Source organism: Bacillus sp. EB106-07-01-XG149 (assembly GCF_058791555.1).
The window spans coordinates 60262-76690 of record NZ_JBYTDP010000008.1 but is presented as its reverse complement, the minus strand read 5'-3'; the positions used below and the strand labels follow the sequence as shown (position 1 = coordinate 76690).

The 16429-nt window shown below is 35.7% G+C and carries 20 protein-coding genes; 9 read left to right on the top strand and 11 right to left on the bottom strand.

Annotated elements, in window-relative coordinates:
• Window positions 1-155: 155 nt before the first annotated feature.
• Window positions 156-1559, top strand: coding sequence for a branched-chain amino acid transporter BcaP (gene bcaP, locus AC3WTA_RS24485; RefSeq protein WP_000838746.1), 1404 nt, complete (start codon window positions 156-158; stop codon window positions 1557-1559).
• Window positions 1560-1587: 28 nt separating this feature from the next.
• Here the strand turns inward: bcaP and AC3WTA_RS24480 are convergent, their stop codons facing one another.
• From AC3WTA_RS24480 to AC3WTA_RS24470, 3 genes are all read right to left on the bottom strand, one after another.
• On the bottom strand, window positions 1588-1758 hold the full coding sequence (locus AC3WTA_RS24480) for a hypothetical protein (RefSeq protein WP_001174856.1): 171 nt from the start codon (window positions 1756-1758) through the stop codon (window positions 1588-1590).
• A 12-nt stretch (window positions 1759-1770) separates the two neighbouring features.
• Window positions 1771-1974 carry a hypothetical protein gene (locus AC3WTA_RS24475; RefSeq protein ID WP_000391504.1) on the bottom strand — a complete coding sequence of 68 codons (204 nt, stop codon included), beginning with the start codon at window positions 1972-1974 and terminating at the stop codon, window positions 1771-1773.
• Between the two features lie 79 nt (window positions 1975-2053).
• A complete protein-coding gene (locus AC3WTA_RS24470) occupies window positions 2054-4516 on the bottom strand; it encodes a LamG-like jellyroll fold domain-containing protein (protein ID WP_000442454.1) in 2463 nt (820 codons plus the stop codon).
• 351 nt (window positions 4517-4867) lie between these two features.
• Here AC3WTA_RS24470 and AC3WTA_RS24465 point away from each other — a divergent pair, with 351 nt between their 5' ends.
• A complete protein-coding gene (locus AC3WTA_RS24465) occupies window positions 4868-5293 on the top strand; it encodes an S-Ena type endospore appendage (RefSeq protein WP_002096836.1) in 426 nt (141 codons plus the stop codon).
• A 58-nt stretch (window positions 5294-5351) separates the two neighbouring features.
• Here the strand turns inward: AC3WTA_RS24465 and AC3WTA_RS24460 are convergent, their stop codons facing one another.
• The 5 genes from AC3WTA_RS24460 to AC3WTA_RS24440 all read right to left on the bottom strand — a co-directional run bounded on the left by AC3WTA_RS24460 (window position 5352) and on the right by AC3WTA_RS24440 (window position 7746).
• Window positions 5352-5696, bottom strand: a complete 345-nt coding sequence (locus AC3WTA_RS24460) for a DUF3992 domain-containing protein (protein WP_000525803.1) — start codon at window positions 5694-5696, stop codon at window positions 5352-5354.
• Between the two features lie 20 nt (window positions 5697-5716).
• Entirely contained in the window at window positions 5717-6085 is a 369-nt protein-coding gene (locus AC3WTA_RS24455) for a DUF3992 domain-containing protein (protein ID WP_492333053.1), read from the bottom strand.
• A gap of 110 nt (window positions 6086-6195) precedes the next feature.
• Window positions 6196-6801: a DedA family protein gene (locus AC3WTA_RS24450; protein WP_000435018.1), complete on the bottom strand. Its 606-nt coding sequence runs from the start codon at window positions 6799-6801 to the stop codon at window positions 6196-6198.
• Window positions 6802-6812: 11 nt separating this feature from the next.
• Complete coding sequence (locus AC3WTA_RS24445; protein WP_000733852.1) at window positions 6813-7094, bottom strand: YkvA family protein; 282 nt, start codon at window positions 7092-7094, stop codon at window positions 6813-6815.
• 289 nt (window positions 7095-7383) lie between these two features.
• The gene (locus AC3WTA_RS24440) at window positions 7384-7746 is read right to left on the bottom strand and encodes a VOC family protein (protein ID WP_000446754.1); all 363 of its coding nucleotides are present in this window, start codon (window positions 7744-7746) and stop codon (window positions 7384-7386) included.
• Between the two features lie 108 nt (window positions 7747-7854).
• On the opposite strand from AC3WTA_RS24440, the gene AC3WTA_RS24435 reads away from it, so the two are divergent.
• The 4 genes from AC3WTA_RS24435 (at window position 7855) to brnQ2 (ending at window position 10459) form a co-directional block, all read left to right on the top strand.
• A complete protein-coding gene (locus tag AC3WTA_RS24435) occupies window positions 7855-8070 on the top strand; it encodes a spore coat associated protein CotJA (protein WP_000343267.1) in 216 nt (71 codons plus the stop codon).
• 8 nt (window positions 8071-8078) lie between these two features.
• Window positions 8079-8342: a spore coat protein CotJB gene (locus tag AC3WTA_RS24430; RefSeq protein WP_000194954.1), complete on the top strand. Its 264-nt coding sequence runs from the start codon at window positions 8079-8081 to the stop codon at window positions 8340-8342.
• Between the two features lie 12 nt (window positions 8343-8354).
• The gene (cotJC, locus tag AC3WTA_RS24425) at window positions 8355-8924 is read left to right on the top strand and encodes a spore coat protein CotJC (protein WP_000265283.1); all 570 of its coding nucleotides are present in this window, start codon (window positions 8355-8357) and stop codon (window positions 8922-8924) included.
• Between the two features lie 218 nt (window positions 8925-9142).
• Complete coding sequence (gene brnQ2 / locus AC3WTA_RS24420) at window positions 9143-10459, top strand: branched-chain amino acid transport system II carrier protein BrnQ2 (RefSeq protein ID WP_001260906.1); 1317 nt, start codon at window positions 9143-9145, stop codon at window positions 10457-10459.
• A gap of 35 nt (window positions 10460-10494) precedes the next feature.
• On the opposite strand, the gene AC3WTA_RS24415 is transcribed toward brnQ2, so the two are convergent.
• The 3 genes from AC3WTA_RS24415 to AC3WTA_RS24405 all read right to left on the bottom strand — a co-directional run bounded on the left by AC3WTA_RS24415 (window position 10495) and on the right by AC3WTA_RS24405 (window position 13190).
• Window positions 10495-11499, bottom strand: a complete 1005-nt coding sequence (locus AC3WTA_RS24415; RefSeq protein ID WP_000269931.1) for an ABC transporter permease — start codon at window positions 11497-11499, stop codon at window positions 10495-10497.
• A 1-nt stretch (window position 11500) separates the two neighbouring features.
• The gene (locus AC3WTA_RS24410; RefSeq protein WP_000239701.1) at window positions 11501-12367 is read right to left on the bottom strand and encodes an ABC transporter permease subunit; all 867 of its coding nucleotides are present in this window, start codon (window positions 12365-12367) and stop codon (window positions 11501-11503) included.
• 88 nt (window positions 12368-12455) lie between these two features.
• Window positions 12456-13190: a YwaF family protein gene (locus AC3WTA_RS24405; protein ID WP_000388707.1), complete on the bottom strand. Its 735-nt coding sequence runs from the start codon at window positions 13188-13190 to the stop codon at window positions 12456-12458.
• A gap of 211 nt (window positions 13191-13401) precedes the next feature.
• Here AC3WTA_RS24405 and AC3WTA_RS24400 point away from each other — a divergent pair, with 211 nt between their 5' ends.
• The 3 genes from AC3WTA_RS24400 to AC3WTA_RS24390 are packed head-to-tail and all read left to right on the top strand — an operon-like array spanning window position 13402 to window position 16354.
• Window positions 13402-14505, top strand: a complete 1104-nt coding sequence (locus tag AC3WTA_RS24400; protein ID WP_070168425.1) for an efflux RND transporter periplasmic adaptor subunit — start codon at window positions 13402-13404, stop codon at window positions 14503-14505.
• The gene (locus AC3WTA_RS24395) at window positions 14502-15176 is read left to right on the top strand and encodes an ABC transporter ATP-binding protein (protein ID WP_000609098.1); all 675 of its coding nucleotides are present in this window, start codon (window positions 14502-14504) and stop codon (window positions 15174-15176) included. The genes AC3WTA_RS24400 and AC3WTA_RS24395 overlap by 4 nt, the downstream gene beginning before the upstream one ends.
• A 26-nt stretch (window positions 15177-15202) precedes the next feature.
• Window positions 15203-16354 (top strand): ABC transporter permease, encoded by a 1152-nt coding sequence (locus AC3WTA_RS24390; RefSeq protein WP_406655986.1) that lies wholly within the window; start codon window positions 15203-15205, stop codon window positions 16352-16354.
• The last annotated feature ends 75 nt before the right edge of the window (window positions 16355-16429 follow it).

Sequence of the window (16429 nt, the reverse complement as noted above, 5' to 3'; positions counted from 1 at the left end):
TTTGACAAAATATTCTGAATTATATTAAGATTAATCCAGCAATTTTAAAAAACTACATACCATAACTGTACCTCCATTTACTTACATACTCTCTTCTAGTGGGCTCATACTATATTCGCAGTTATGGAAATGAAAAAACGGGGGGAGAGTCCAAAGTGAAGTCATTATTACGAAAAAAGCCACTTAGTACTGAATCACCACGGCAGTTAGAGAGAACATTAACTGCACTTGATTTAACTTTTTTAGGAATTGGCGCCGTAATTGGGACAGGGATCTTTGTATTAACAGGTATTGTCGCAGCGAAACATTCTGGTCCTGGTATTATGTTATCATTCCTTATTGCTGCATTTACTTGTGCTTGTGTAGCCTTTTGCTATGCCGAATTTGCTTCTTCTATTCCTGTCTCTGGAAGTGTGTATACTTACGCATACATGACAGTCGGAGAAGTCGTCGCCTTCATCGTCGGCTGGTGTTTAATGCTCGAATATTTACTTGCAGTCGCGGCTGTAGCTGTCGGTTGGTCTGGTTATTTACAATCTTTACTACAAGGGTTTAACATCCATCTGCCCACCATAATCGCCTCGGCCCCTGGCGTAGGAAAAGGCGGCATTATCGATTTACCAGCTGTTTGTATTTTACTACTCATTACGGGCCTTTTAAGTTTCGGTATACGCGAAAGCGCACGCATTAATAATGTTATGGTTCTTATCAAGTTAGCTGTTATTATCGCCTTTATCGTAGCAGGCGCAAAATATGTAAAACCTGAAAATTGGACGCCGTTCATTCCATTCGGATACGACGGTATCATTACTGGAGCTGCCACTGTATTCTTCGCCTTCTTAGGCTTTGATGCAATCGCCACCGCGGCAGAAGAAACGAAAAAACCACAGCGCGATTTACCAATTGGCATTATCGGTTCTCTTCTTATTTGTACTGTTTTATACATGATTGTATCTTTCGTTTTAACAGGTATGGTTCCATATACACAATTAGATGTTTCTGATCCAGTTGCGTTTGCCTTACATTTCGTTGGCGAAGATACAATTGCAGGACTTCTCGCTGTTGGCGCGATGACTGGAATGACAACCGTCCTCCTAGTCGTTATGTACGGACAAGTTCGCGTTTCTTATGCGATGAGCCGCGACGGACTACTTCCAAAAGCGCTAGCACGTGTAAATAAAAAAGTAAAAGTCCCTTTATTAAACACATGGATCACTGGTGTTGTTGCCGCTTTATTAGCAGGACTTCTAGACCTACATCTACTTGCTAATTTAGTGAACATCGGTACGCTAACAGCCTTTACATTCGTTTGCTGCGCAGTACTCATTTTACGAAAAACACATCCTGACTTAAAACGTGGATTCCGCGCACCTTTTGTACCTGTATTACCAGTTGTTGCAATTCTTTGCTGTTTATATTTGATGATTAATTTGTCTAAAACGACATGGATTAGCTTTATAGCTTGGCTTATAGTTGGCTTATGTTTCTATTTCTTCTACTCTAGAAAACATAGTCATTTAGCTACTGAAAAAACAAATGATGGAGAGAAAAAAGCATAACAAAATAGCTCGCCGATAAAACGGTGAGCTATCTTTCTGTATTATTATATTTTTTCGTTAACGATTGTAAAATGAAAAATATGCCGATGCAAGCTGTAAACGATGCCCAATTTCCTATCGGTGTAGAATATTTTAAAACGACAATACCTACAAGCACTATGAAAAGAATCACCTGATATATGAGCTTCCACTTTTGCATATATTCCCTCCTTTACTTCGTTCCCTTCTTTTTCTTCTTCCATGCATTTAGACTATCAAAGAAGAAATTAATAAATAACGTGCCTAAACCCGCTAATAAAAACGTCATTAGAAATAGAACCCATATACTTTTTTCTTTTAAGAAATAATATCCTACAAGGAGCACAACCGCGATCCATACATATTCAAGAATTCTTTTTAGCTTTTTCTCTTCCAAATTATTCGCTCCCTCATTCTATACTATTTTTAGTATAACAAAAAAGAAGCCTATCATGATAAGCTTCTTTTCTTCTCTCTTATTTGTTTATGCTTTTTTCAACGAGTGAAATCGCATATTCCATCGTACGATTCATCGTTTCTACTTGTGCATCTTTTACTTTCGCATCTTTTAACACAGATTCTGCCACTGTAATTTTTTGACTCAATGATTTCACTGAACCATCCGTTACATTTGCAGCTTGCGCTTTTTTCACCACTGCTTTTGCAGTTTCAATATTGATTTGTAATTTTTCTTTCGGTGTTTTCGGTTGTTCTTCTGCTACTTTAGATTGTACAAATGTTACATTAGCTGTTTTTAATTCGTTATACGCTTGAACGATTTGCTCTCCAGTACTTCCTACATTTTCAAATGCTTGCTTTGCAGTGTTATAGCTTTTCTCTAGTGCTTGAAATGCTTCCTTTGAATATTGACCTGGTTTGTCACCAAACTCATACGTACCAGCTAACACTTCTTTTACTTTTCCAAGCTCTTCATATAACGCGTTTACTTGCTCTAATTTTGTACGATTAGAAAACTCATTATATGCTGCTAATACTTCTGAAGAACTTAACGCTTTACTATATAATTTTGCAAGCGCAATTTGTCCGTTTAACGGAATACCGCCATTCCCGTTGCTATCTGGATCTGCACCAAGTGCAAATGGTACGTTCGGGTGATATACTTTCCCTGTAGCTGGTTGGCTATTTACTTTTTTACCATCTACGTAAATGGCTACTTCACTTCCATTATACGTTCCAGTTAAATGGTACGTTTTATTTGCCTCTAATTGCACGCCAACACGCTTATAGCTACCGCCAATATGAGCCCATAATTCTACATAACCACTTCCTGTAGATTCAAAGCCAATTCCGCCGCTCTCTGTATTTTGTAAAATACCTTGCCCACGGATTTCATTCATTGAAAACACAGTTTCTAACGTAAATGTATTTGCTACTTTCTCTTTTTGTGCTGCTGAAAACGGAAGATATCCAAATGTATTTGCTTTTCCGTTTAGCTTCATAGCATTCTTTTTCAACGCTTTATCATATTCAATAGTCACATTACCCTTAACATCACCTTTTGTACCAAATGATGAATTGTCTTTAAATGTACCATCTGCAAAGTTCACATCAAAAACATCCGCCTTTGGTACTTTCACATTCGGATCAATATTATCTTTTTTCGTAGTAACCTCTGCCGTTAATGGTTGTACACTTTCATTGCCGAATGAATCAATCGCAACGACTTCCAGTGTATATGTTTTCCCGCCATCTAGTCCTGCAAGCGTAAATGTCAGTTCTTTCGGCACTGGATCACGATAAAACTCTGAGAATGCTAACAATTTATTCTTTATTTCTCCCGTTTGCTTATCTCTCGCTTGTACACGGTAAGAATGAACAAGAAGGTTGTCCAACGCTTGCTGGAATGTTACTGTTGCTGCATTTTCTGTTACATTTGATACCGATAACTTCGCATCTTTTGCAAAGTAAGGCTTTTCTTTATCACGATCTTCTACATGTGTAAATGTCTCTTTCTTTGATGGCAACTGAATTTTCCAAGGCTCGCCTGTCCAAGAATTTGTATGGAAATCACGGCGATTAATCGTTACTTCTTTATCATCTACTTCTACTAATAAACCTTGGCTTAATGCACGCGATTCTGAAGGAATATTCCCTTGCACTTTGCCACCCTCTACCTCCATATAGCTTACAGAAGAGGTACCAACGGATGTAAAGTCTTTTTGATGAATCGATCTTGGATCATCTAATGGATAATGTGAATGACCTGAAAACGTAATGACTTGTGGATATTCTTTTAATACTGCATTAATTTTTGCACTATCTTTCGTTCCCCATTCTTGACTACCGTACACTGTATCTTTAATATGTTGATGTAAAAATACGAAAATTGGTTTTTCTGGATCATCTTTTTGCGCCTTTGCCATCTCTTCTTTTAACCAATTAATTTGCTTGTCCGAATAATATCCATGAGTTGTTCCATCCTCTGGAGACATAACAAGGAAATGATAACCTTTTACCACATTATGATAATAAATTGATTTCATTCCTGTTTTTTCTAAGAAACGCTTCTGTGCTCCTTCTACAGATAAACCATTCCAATAATCATGATTACCAAGAGAATTCATTCGTACCGCATCTTTATTTGCATTTTCATTATATACTTGCATAAAACGATCATATTGTTGTACCGATCCTGAATCAGTAAAATCTCCCACAATTACGAACGCATCTTGCTTTGGTGCAAGTGTATTAAACTGTTCAATCGCTCTTTTCCAGCGAAACGTATCATCCGTTCCACTATTTTTAATATGTACATCACTCACAACTGGAAAAACTATCTTCTTTTCACTTGGTGCCTTTTCTTGCTTCTTCTCTTCCGCTTTGACTGATGTACTCCACGGAACTGATACGAATGCTAATACAAAAAACATTAATAATCCAATAAGACCTTTTACTTTTCGTAAAGCTGTTCTTTCCACGTGAATCCTCCTCATAATAATTAATTCATTACAAGAGCTATTTTATCTAAAACATGTTAATGTCGTTTGAATAACAAATGAATTTTATTAGATTTTTGTAAATATACAGTTAATTAGAGGTTAAGTCCAACATTCCTCATACTATTGTATACAACCACCTTTTGTCTAAAAGAGTCTGATCATTCTTTTCCTATGACTATTCACATATAATCTTTTCTATAACACTAATGATAAATTAAAGTTTAAGCCTATTGGACAATCTTAATTTTTAACATTTCCTTCTTTTTTAACACATCGGCCATGCTTCTACATTTAATAGTAGTAAAAGACAACTTAAAAGGAGGGGTTATATTGAGGAACAAAAAAAATATTGGCTGTTTCGCTCCTTTATCTATTATTTGTCCAGACCCTTGTCCACCACCCCCTCCCCCAAATCCAAATTGCGAGCGAGTAACAAATGAATTTGCAGGGAATTTCCTCATAACTAATAACACCATCCCATCTGCCAAAGATGCATTACAATCAATGATACTATGGAAAAGTGATAGGATACTACTTATATCAGGTACTGTCTCGGTTTACAATAGTACTAGCAGCACAGAAGCAATTACAATTCAAATCACTGGAGCAGTAACTAATATTTTCACTGTGTTTCCTGGTAATACTATATCTTACACAGGAAAAGACTTACAATCTGTCAGTATTATTAATATACAAAGTGATCCTTCACTATATTTAGAAGGCAAGTACTGTTGCCAATTTACATGTTGCTTATAGAATACCAATTTCATTACTTTCTCAATTAAAAAAGCATACCATTCACGGTATGCTTTTTTTATGAAATCGGATAACGTACAGTAATACAAAACTCTCCTTGATTAACAGTTGTTCCTGTCGTAGTAATTCGAACAGTAGTAAAATATCGTACAGTGAAAGTACCACTACTTTGTGGTTGTACAGTAATTGTATCAACTACTGTAGCACCTACTAAAAAATCAACTGTAATGGGATTCGCGCCTACATCATATTTCACATAACCTGAACCATATACTTCTTGTGTAATATTATTCGTATATACAATTTGAGTACCAGCACCTGTAATAGACCAGTCTGTACATACTTGATCTTGCACAAGTGTTTTATTAGAACAACAAGACAAACCGGAACTTCTCATTCCCATTTCAATCCTCTCCTATTCTACTATGAAAGTGGATAGCGTGTTGTAATACAAAATTCTCCCTGATACGTTCCAGCAGGTGTTGCAGGTAACACAACTTGTATACTATCAAAGCGGCGATACGTAAAAGCGATACTCGTTCCTGGGTTTAATATTTGTGTATCAATTGTAGCCCCAACAGAATCAAGCGCTTCTACAGTAATTGGACCTGGACCAACATCATATTTAACAAAACCAGTACCAACTACATTTTGGTTAATATTATTTGTATAAAGAACATTATCAATTGCTGTTGCAACTACAGTAGCAGACCACGGACTACACACTTTATCTTGTACATAATTTTTATCTGGACAACAAGTTAATGCTGACCCTGAGCACTCACAAGACATAGTTGTTTCCCCTCTCTCTTTTATATTCCCTATATGTGTATGTCCCTCAGAGTCTTTTGCCTGTACTATTCATCTATTTTCAAAAAATATGAAAATTTCAGTACCAATGACTAGATAGATTCAGTTTTATTTCGTTTTTTCATAAATTTATAGATAAAGATACTAGCCACGATAAGAAGTACGCCTCCTAATATCGGTAACATATATTGTCCAACAACATCCGCAGCCTTTTCCCAATGCGGCCCTAATTTCATTCCAAAATAGACATATAAAGTCGTTAACGGGAACATTGCTACAAATGTATATATACTAAATTTCCATATATTCATTTTCGCCATTCCACATGGAACAGAAATAAGCGTTCGAACCCCTGGCACAAAGCGTCCAACAAATGCTACAACTGGTCCATATTTCTCAAAGAAATCATCTGCTTTTTGAATTTGCTCTTCTTTAATAAAGAAGTATTTCCCGTATTTTATTAATAGAGGACGGCCACCGTAATAACCGAGTGCGTATAACGTTAATGGTCCTGTCGTTCCGCCAAGTGTCCCTGCTAATACAGCTAGCCAAAAATTCATATCTCCCTCGTACACCCAATACCCAACCATAGGCAAAACTACTTCTGCTGGAATAAATTCAAACGTTAATGCTAACACAACTCCAAAATAAGAAAACTGCTTTAAAAACTCGATTATATCTAAAATAATTTGCTCCATATTTTCAACTCCTATCCTACGTTTACGTTATGCTTTTCTTGTAATTGCACTGGCGCCATTTTTACAATTCGGTTCAAAATGAATAACACAATTCCAATATCATCTAAAATACCGATAAACGGCAGGAAGTCTGGAATTAAATCAAGCGGCATCGCAACATACCCAACTAAAAAAGCAACAGATAAAATTTTCTTCTTTATTGAAACCTCTTTTGAAGTAAAAAAGTCAAATAGGAATGGAACGAAACGACGAACATGAAATACAACTCTTAATCTACTAATAAGTTTTTTCATTTTTATTTCTCCTCTCTTTGTATACAAAAAGGACCCTACCAAATATGGTAAGGGTCCTAAAAAAGACAATAAGGGGCCTTTACCATTGCTGGTAAAGGTCTCACTAACAACGAAACGTTGCCAATAAAGCCGAGGGTTTCTCCCTGTAATGACGACTTTACTGTAATAAGTTACTCCCCTTTATATACACAGTTTTATACAATCACATTAAAATATTTGCCTAAGCTTGTCAATATTTTTTTCATTCACCATTCAGATTATTCCATTATAAAAAGCTCTATTCCATATTTTATATTGAAGTAAATTGGAGTGTATAACCATCTGGATCATGAAATATTATTTTAACTTCTTCACCATGGTGCTCTTCTACAAATGATATTTGATAAAACACTAACTTTTTCTTTAACCGCTCGATATTTGTAGTTTTTAACAATAGTTCTTTCACTGATGATATAACGGTCTCTCTATGTTCTCCTAGTCCCCTATTTACAACAAAACAAATTCTCGTTGAACCGATATCATACCACACACCTGTTACACGTATTTGTGGCCTCTCCTTGCTCGGTTTAAACCCTAGAATGCCTTCGTAAAAATATAATGTTTCCTTTAAGTTTTTAGATTCTAATACAATACATGTTGTAACACTTTCCATCCGCACTCCCCCTGCCTCTTTTAGTTTTCTATATGAGTCATAATTTGCAATTATGTACGAATACAATACGTAGTGATGAATATTTCATTTATAAAGGAGGCGTGTAACATGGATGAATTTATGAAATCCTACATACCTTTCCATGGCCCAAACGACCCTTGCCCTCCAATTGGAAAAAAATATTACTCAACTCCCCCACACCTATTTATGGGCTTTCAACCACCTAACCTACCACAATTCCCACCAAAAGAAGCTTTACGAAAAGGAACTCTGTGGCCTGCTTTTTATGATTTTTATGAAAATCCTTACAAAAAAGGACGGTGAATAAAAACGTGACACAGACATTACCTGATGAATATTACAAATGGATTGAAGAACTACAAGAACTAGACTTTGTATTAGTTGAACTTACCCTCTATTTAGATACGCACCCAAACGATACTGCAGCTATAAATCAATTCAACGATTTCTCCTATAAACGAAGAGTATTACAACAAAAAATCGAAGAAAAATACGGGCCACTCCAGCAGTTCGGAAATAGTTATTCTAACGCTCCATGGGAATGGAGCAAAGGACCGTGGCCATGGCAAATATAAAGGAGAGAGACTATGTGGATTTATGAAAAGAAATTACAATATCCAGTTAAAGTGAGTACTTGTAATCCAGCACTCGCCAAATTATTAGTTGAACAATATGGCGGTGCGGACGGCGAACTCGCTGCTGCTCTTCGCTACTTAAATCAACGTTATACCATTCCTGACAAAGTAGTTGGCTTACTAACCGACATTGGTACCGAAGAATTCGCGCATCTAGAAATGATTGCGACAATGATTTATAAATTAACAAAAGATGCAACACCAGAGCAAATGAAAGCTGCTGGATTAGACGCACAGTACGCTAATCATGATAGTGCTTTGTTTTATCATAATGCTGGTGGCGTTCCTTTTACTGCTACTTATATTCAAGCAAAAGGAGACCCTATTGCAGATTTATATGAAGATATTGCTGCTGAAGAAAAGGCAAGAGCAACTTATCAATGGCTCATTGATTTATCTGACGATCCTGACATAAATGACAGCTTACGCTTTTTACGCGAACGAGAAATTGTCCATTCACAACGTTTCCGAGAAGCAGTTGAAATTTTAAAAGAAGAACGTGATAAAAAAATATTTTTTTAAGACACGTATCCTAGCGATATGTGTTTTTTTTACGTTTAAAGTTAAATCCTTCCTATTAAAGATATAAATAGTATATTTATTCAATTTTACGCATTATTTTAAAATATTTTTAAAATTCCCTATTGCTTTCTAGTCATCAGACCTTTAAAATAGTAACAGTTACTCGACAAATTATTTGAATTTTCGACAAAAACACTCATTAGGAGGATTTTCTTTATATGCGTACAACTTTAAAACCAGCGCAAATACTTTCGATTAGTTTATTACTATTCGCAGTTTTCTTCGGTGCTGGTAATATGATTTTCCCGCCCCTTCTCGGTCTTTCATCCGGAGAAAACATGTGGATTTCCATTACAGGATTTATTATTACAGACGTCGGTTTATCTTTACTAGCTATCGTCGCTGTTGCCCTTGCCGGTGGTAGTTTTAACACTTTAGCAAGCCGTGTTCATCCAAAATTCGCAGCAATATTCGCTATCATTATTTATCTTTCAATCGGCCCACTATTTGTTATTCCACGAACTGGATCTGTATCTTACGAAATTGGGATTGCACCACTTTTCCCGGACCAATGGTACTCTATGTTAGTCTTTAGTGCGATTTTCTTTACAGTCGTCTACTTCTTATCATTAAATCCATCAAAATTAGTAGATCATATCGGAAAAATATTAACGCCAATTTTACTTGGAATTATTGCAATTATGGCAACAAAAGCGATTCTTTCACCAGGAACGTTTGCAGAACCTGTTGGTGACTATAAAGAAATTCCATTTTTCAAAGGATTTCTTGAAGGATTTTTAACGTTAGATGCAATTGGAGCACTTGTATTATCAACAATTGTTGTAAATGCAATTCGCCAAAATGGTATACAAGAGAAGAAATCGATTGCAAAATATACAATTATTTGCGGAAGCATTGCAGCTCTATTCTTAACAATTGTTTATTTCTTACTCGGTTATATCGGCGCTTCAAACGGCAATCTAGGGCAATTCGAAAACGGTGGTCAACTATTAGCTACTGTTATGTATCAATTCTTTGGGACAAGCGGTAATGTTTTATTAAGTATCGCCATTATCTTCGCTTGTTTAACGACAGCAATCGGTGTTGTAAGTGCATTCGCCAACTATTTCGCAACAGTACTAACAAATGTTTCATATAAGAAACTCGTACTATACGTTTGTATATTTAGCTTCGTCATTTCAAACTTAGGATTAAGTTTACTAATAAAAATTACATTACCTGTATTAATCATTTTGTATCCAATTACAATCATTTTAATTTTCGTATCATTTATTGATAAATATACGAAACGTAAACCTTCTGTCTACATCGGAGCAATGCTCGCAGCATTCATTATTAGCTGTATTCATGCACTTGATAATGTGGAATTGATACCAAGTTTTATCGCTAATATCGTACACACCATTCCTTTTTACAACTTAGGAATCGGCTGGATTATTCCAGCAATCATCGGTGGTATAATCGGATACTATATTCCTCAAACAGAAGCTGAAGGTGAAGTTTCTACAAAATAAAAAGAAGCAAGCATGAAATCCATGCTTGCTTCTTTTCACATCGTATGTTTAAAAGTAAATAGCTCTTCTTTTGACTGCACAGCAGATTGTTCCTCTTCTACATCCGTCTTCTTTATCTCTCCCCCTAATCGAACTTTTGTCATCGCTTCTTCTATACTTTTCACAATCATATTTCCTGAAAAAATAGTAAGTCCAAAAAATGTAATGGGAACGAGCGGAATCCACGGATTCACTGTTAATGATCTAAAATAGACTCCAATTAAGCCTGACCATTCATGTGTGTAAGAGTCTATTTCTTCTATCGGTCCGAAAAACTGAACTGTTCCGCCAAAGAATATTTCCAGTAATCCTAAGTGCAGTAAAATAGTAAGAGTTTGCGTAAACTGCTGAAAAAATACAAGTATAAACGTCATATAAAGATGCGGGAAAATATGCTTTATAACAATATGCCTTCTCGATCCACCTAATATGCACGCAGCTTCAATAAATTCTTCGGTTCTCAACTTACGGACTTCCTTCGCAACATACAATGCAATAACTGGCATCACAAGCATTACAAGTAATAAAACTTGAAACGAAGCCCTTTCAAAAAAGGTTGTTGTTTCCTCTCCACTCCCAAATGCATTTGCAGATTGAAGAAAAAAATACGCAATCATAACTGTTGGAATAACTGTAAAACTATCAAAAAAAGCCTCGATTTTTGAAAACCCTCTTTTTACATATGTTCCGAGTACGACACCGAAAAACACACCTATTACCATTCTAAGTGCCGCAATTAAAATAGCTATACCAATTGTCCACTTCGCACCTTCAATGACTAAATGTAACAGGTCGTATCCTTTCCGGTCTGTCCCAAGTAAAAATTGGAATGAAGGTGAAAACGGTGGAACTTCTGGATTTTCATCCGCATCATATTGCAATGTAACTTGTCTAATATGTCCATCGTTCCATATCGTATTTCCGATGCTCAAAAGAACTAATATGAGAAGAAACCCAATGCTTATCCAAAATCTTTTATCGCGTTTTATATACGTCCACATATTATAGTCTCTCCTTCATCGCAGCTGGAATGAGATAATGAAACAATTTAAACAAAATAAAAATCGGAATATAAATAAGCAGCACACTAACGATGAAAACCTCAATCCTAATACCCTCATACGATTTCAAAAACATAAAAATACCACCCGTATTAAAAATCCATTCTATAATATATAAATTAGATAACATAAAAAAGATATTCGTTTTCGCAAAGAAAAGTGTACTAAGCAACACATTTCGTAAAATATGACGATTTAAAATATGAAAACGATCGAGCCCTTTCGCCTTAGCAAATAGTACATAATCTTTTTCTAGCTCATTTTCAAAACGAAGCACTAACAGTTTTACAAACAGAATCGTAGTCGGTATACTCAAACAAAATATTGGTAATCCTCTAATTGATTCGCCTCCAATTGATGCAATTTGAAAGGGCAAAAAACCTGTTTGTTTAAAAAACCATACAACTAAAATTTGTGATACTAAAATAAGTAGAATGTCTGGAATAGATTCTAAGAAGATGAGAAATGATTTAATGCGATGTTGTATACGCGGTGAACTACTCGTAATCACATAAACAATACAAAATGCTACAAATAATGAAATAAAAAAAGCAGCTAAAAAAATAACAATCGTTTCTTTATAATGGACGAACAACTGCGGAAATAAAAATTTACCTCTCACATATTGAAAATTAGAGATATCCATTAAGTTCACAAACACTTCTTTTAAACTCTGTATGTACCTTGATGCATGCAGCTCAAATCCATAAAATAATTTCGGCAGTGCTCCTAAACAAATAATACCCAAAATCGAAATAATAAATTGAACCGTCACTTCCATCCCATTCAGAAAAACTTTTTTGACCACGTTTTCCCTTCTCTCTATATAATTTACCCCTTTAATTTTATTCTTAATTTTCTGAATTGTAAATATTTATATATAAAAAATCACTAGGTTATGATCCTAGTGATTCTTTATGCGCATTCCCTTCTCTTTTCGCAAACGGCATATACAAAATAAAACATCCAATAAGCGCAGCTATTTCTAATGAAATAATATAGTAAGGGTGTGGCCCTAACATATCGAGTAATGAGGCAGTTTCTGGCTTACGAGCTAAAAACATATAATTGCCACCTGTTTTGTAGTTCACAAAAGAAACGATCGGAATTATTATGTTTAAAAATATCATCGTACGCTTAATTGATTGCAAGGTCGGTCTATATCCTTCTACCCACGTCATAAAGAGTGGTGCCCAAATGAGTAATACATGTGCAACGAAGAATTCTATAAAGCGAAAATGTGGAAAAGCATATTGCACGTTCGGCGTTAAAATGGCTTGTGATGCCCCAATAATTCCCGTAAAAAATACAATCTCATATATGCGGTAACTTTTCGTTACCATCATAATCGACGCTAACAATAAACTAATCGTACATAACTCAAATGGTAATGAAGTGCCTAGTTCAAAAATCCCCGCTTTCCATTCCCACATATGGAGCCCAATTTCACTCCCAATAAATAAAAATGCAATCGCATATCGAACCGTTATATTCCACTCATTTTGACGCAATAAATCTTGGTATTGATATAGAAAAAATATCCCTACTAACATAATAAATAATATAAGGACATGTTGCCTTGAGTATGGAATAAACGGTTTTAATGGATGCGCACTAAAATAAGCTTCCATCTTCCTTCCTCCTCTCCTTCATACAACATTATTGTAAGAAAAAAACAACGAGTCAATTCATTTGCTTAGGCTGGGACAAGCTCTACCTTACATTTACATATTCATACCTTACAAAACTGTAAGGTTATTGTAAGCTAAAACGATTTGTCAGATTCTTCACCTCTTTTATACTGAATGTAGATACTAAAACGAACGAAAAGGTGATAAATAGATGAAGAAGAAAAATAAAGTGTTAATTACTAGTGTAGTAGCAATCGGTATTGCAGCTGGATCATATTTTGCATTTGCTGGCGGTAGTTCAGAAGTAGCAATGGCATATAGCGGATATAAAGTAACAGAAAAACAAATTGAAAACGCGCAAAAATTTGGCGGTGAAGTCATTCCAAACGGCATCGAAACAATTTCATTTGATCCAACAAAAGGTACGTATGAATTAGCTGTAAAAAAAGGTGATGAAGTGAAAAAAGGGCAACTCCTTTTTAAATATAATGACCCTACTGCGAAACAAGGTGTAACAGAAGCAGAAATGCAAAAGAAAATCGCACAAAAAGAAGTAACATTGTTCCAAAAACAAATTGATGCAGCGAAACAAAAATTACAAAAAGAGAAAAATGCAGGCCTTCCTGCTGAAGCGTTAAAAGCATCAGAAATCGAAGTACAACAATTAGAATCACAAATTGAAATGAAAAAGTTTGAAGTGGAAAAATCTGATGAAATGATTAAAGCAGCAAAAGAAAAAGTAAACACACTTTCTGTAACGAGCCCTACTGATGGCGTAATTGATGATATCGTAAAAACTGCTGATGAAAAAACAGGTATGAGCGGCATTACACTTCGTCATGCTGGTCCATTTAAAGTAAAAGGTCAACTTTCTGAATATGAGCTTGCTAGTATGAAAGTTGGGCAAGAAGTAACTGTTTCATCAAAAACTGTCGCTGGTAAGACTTGGACAGGAAAAGTAACAGAAATCGGTTCTACACCATTAAAGAGCATGGATGAAAACAAAACAGTTTCTAACTATCAATTCACTGTCACATTAGATAATAGTGAAGAATTACAAAACGGCTTCCACGTTTACGTAACAAGTAAATCTGGCGAAGCAACTGGTACGATTGTTCCGAAAAGCAGTATCGTGAAAAAAGGTGACAAAAATGTTGTCTTCGTTGTAAAAGACGGTAAAGCGAAAGAACAAGCAGTTACTGTTGAATTCGAGACTGATAGCGAAGCAAAAGTTTCTGGAGTGAAAAAAGGAGAGCAAATTATCTCTAAACCTGAAAAAGACTTAAAAGATGGTATGGAGGTTGTCGTTGAATGATTAACTTAAAAGGCATCACGAAATCTTTCCAAAATGGTGCAGAATCCGTTCAAATATTACACGGCATTGACGTAACACTGAACCAGGGAGAATTCACTTCTATTATGGGACCATCTGGTTCTGGTAAATCAACATTAATGAACATTATCGGTTGCTTAGATAAACCAACGACAGGTGCGTATGAACTAGCTGGTCAAAATATTTCAAACATGTCTGAGACAGAACTTGCACGCGTTCGTAATAAAGAGATTGGGTTCGTATTCCAAAACTTCATGTTATTACCGAGACTTACAGCACTTCAAAATGTAGAATTACCTCTTATTTACGCTGGAGTTGATAAAAAAGAAAGACGTGAGCGCTCATTAGCCGCTTTAACAAAAGTAGGTTTAGCTGATCGTGCTACTCACCTACCGAACGAATTATCAGGTGGACAAAAACAGCGTGTCGCAGTCGCACGTGCAATCGTAAATAATCCAAAGTTCATTTTAGCCGATGAACCGACAGGTGCACTTGATACGAAAACGAGTACACAAATTATGGACCTCTTTTACGAATTAAACAAACAAGGCTCAACAATCATTATGATTACCCATGATCGTGAAATCGGGGAAGCTGCAGCACGTCAAATTGTAATTCGTGACGGAAATATCGTCCAAGATTGGAGAGGTTAATTTTGAACACGAGTGAAAATATACGCATGGCCCTTTCCTCTATCTTTGCCCATAAAATGCGTTCTATATTAACGATGTTAGGTATTATTATCGGTATTAGTGCCATTATTACTATCATCTCAATGGGTGATGGTACAAACGCAAAGTTTAAAAAAGAGTTAGGCCAAGGAAAAGATACTGAAGTAACGATTTACTACAACAACCCTGATTACGGAACTGATAGTGCCAAAATTACAGCTGATATGTTAAAACGTCTTCAAACTGTTCCTGGTGTTAAAGATGTGTATCCAGATGTAAGTATGAAAGTAAAAGCATCTTCTGGTTCAAAAGATGTCTCTCTTGATTTAAAAGGTGGAACAGGCGCCTTCATGACAGATGCGAAAATAAAATTAGTTCACGGTCGTGAATTAAATGATAGTGAATTAAAGCAAGCAATTCCTGCTGTTATTTTAAATGAAGAAGCTTTCAACAAATTGTTTAATGGTTGGGAATCAAATTTATATACTGATATAAAAGGAAAGCCATATAAAGTAGTCGGTGTGTATGAAGCAAAAAATGATTTCGGAATGGCTATGTCAGAAGGTTATACATCACTTGAAAACGCTCCTGTAATCTCAGGAGTAACTGAGTATGACTCTGTAAGATTAATATTAACTTCGCCAGCAGAACGTAAAAGTGTAGAAAAACAAGCTGCTTCTGTTTTAAACGAAATGAAAGCTCCTAAATTTGAGCATAAATTCGAAGCACAAGATTTAGGTGAATTTACGAAGCAATTAGACGAGTCCATCGGTATGATGAAAATGGTATTCGGTGGTATCGCTGCTATTTCTTTACTTGTTGGTGGTATCGGTGTAATGAACATTATGCTTGTATCTGTAACAGAACGTACACGTGAGATCGGTATTCGTAAAGCACTTGGTGCAACGCGCGGTAAAGTATTAACACAATTCTTAATTGAATCTTGTATTTTAACAGGACTCGGTGGTTTCATCGGATTCATGCTCGGTATATTCTTCGCTTGGATCGTCTCAATCTTTGCCGGATGGCCACTCGTTATCTCAAAAGAACTTGGACTTCTTTCAGTAGGTATCTCAATGCTAATCGGTATTGCATTCGGTTTACTACCAGCGAACAAAGCTGCAAAACTTGATCCAATTGAATGTTTACGATATGAGTAAATAAAAAACGTAGGAGTGTAAACTCCTACGTTTTTTATTTATCTATTAAATCGTGTTTCTTCTATTATATATGTT

Bases quoted from the DNA above. Each gene is read 5' to 3' on its own strand.
- AC3WTA_RS24480 (WP_001174856.1), bottom strand. From the start codon at position 1,758: ATGCAAAAGTGGAAGCTCATATATCAGGTGATTCTTTTCATAGTGCTT.
- AC3WTA_RS24460 (WP_000525803.1), bottom strand. From the start codon at position 5,696: ATGGGAATGAGAAGTTCCGGTTTGTCTTGTTGTTCTAATAAAACACTT.
- AC3WTA_RS24455 (WP_492333053.1), bottom strand. From the start codon at position 6,085: ATGTCTTGTGAGTGCTCAGGGTCAGCATTAACTTGTTGTCCAGATAAA.
- AC3WTA_RS24450 (WP_000435018.1), bottom strand. From the start codon at position 6,801: ATGGAGCAAATTATTTTAGATATAATCGAGTTTTTAAAGCAGTTTTCT.
- AC3WTA_RS24445 (WP_000733852.1), bottom strand. From the start codon at position 7,094: ATGAAAAAACTTATTAGTAGATTAAGAGTTGTATTTCATGTTCGTCGT.
- AC3WTA_RS24440 (WP_000446754.1), bottom strand. From the start codon at position 7,746: ATGGAAAGTGTTACAACATGTATTGTATTAGAATCTAAAAACTTAAAG.
- AC3WTA_RS24435 (WP_000343267.1), top strand. From the start codon at position 7,855: ATGGATGAATTTATGAAATCCTACATACCTTTCCATGGCCCAAACGAC.
- cotJC (WP_000265283.1), top strand. From the start codon at position 8,355: ATGTGGATTTATGAAAAGAAATTACAATATCCAGTTAAAGTGAGTACT.
- brnQ2 (WP_001260906.1), top strand. From the start codon at position 9,143: ATGCGTACAACTTTAAAACCAGCGCAAATACTTTCGATTAGTTTATTA.
- AC3WTA_RS24415 (WP_000269931.1), bottom strand. From the start codon at position 11,499: ATGTGGACGTATATAAAACGCGATAAAAGATTTTGGATAAGCATTGGG.
- AC3WTA_RS24405 (WP_000388707.1), bottom strand. From the start codon at position 13,190: ATGGAAGCTTATTTTAGTGCGCATCCATTAAAACCGTTTATTCCATAC.
- AC3WTA_RS24400 (WP_070168425.1), top strand. From the start codon at position 13,402: ATGAAGAAGAAAAATAAAGTGTTAATTACTAGTGTAGTAGCAATCGGT.
- AC3WTA_RS24395 (WP_000609098.1), top strand. From the start codon at position 14,502: ATGATTAACTTAAAAGGCATCACGAAATCTTTCCAAAATGGTGCAGAA.
- AC3WTA_RS24390 (WP_406655986.1), top strand. From the start codon at position 15,203: ATGGCCCTTTCCTCTATCTTTGCCCATAAAATGCGTTCTATATTAACG.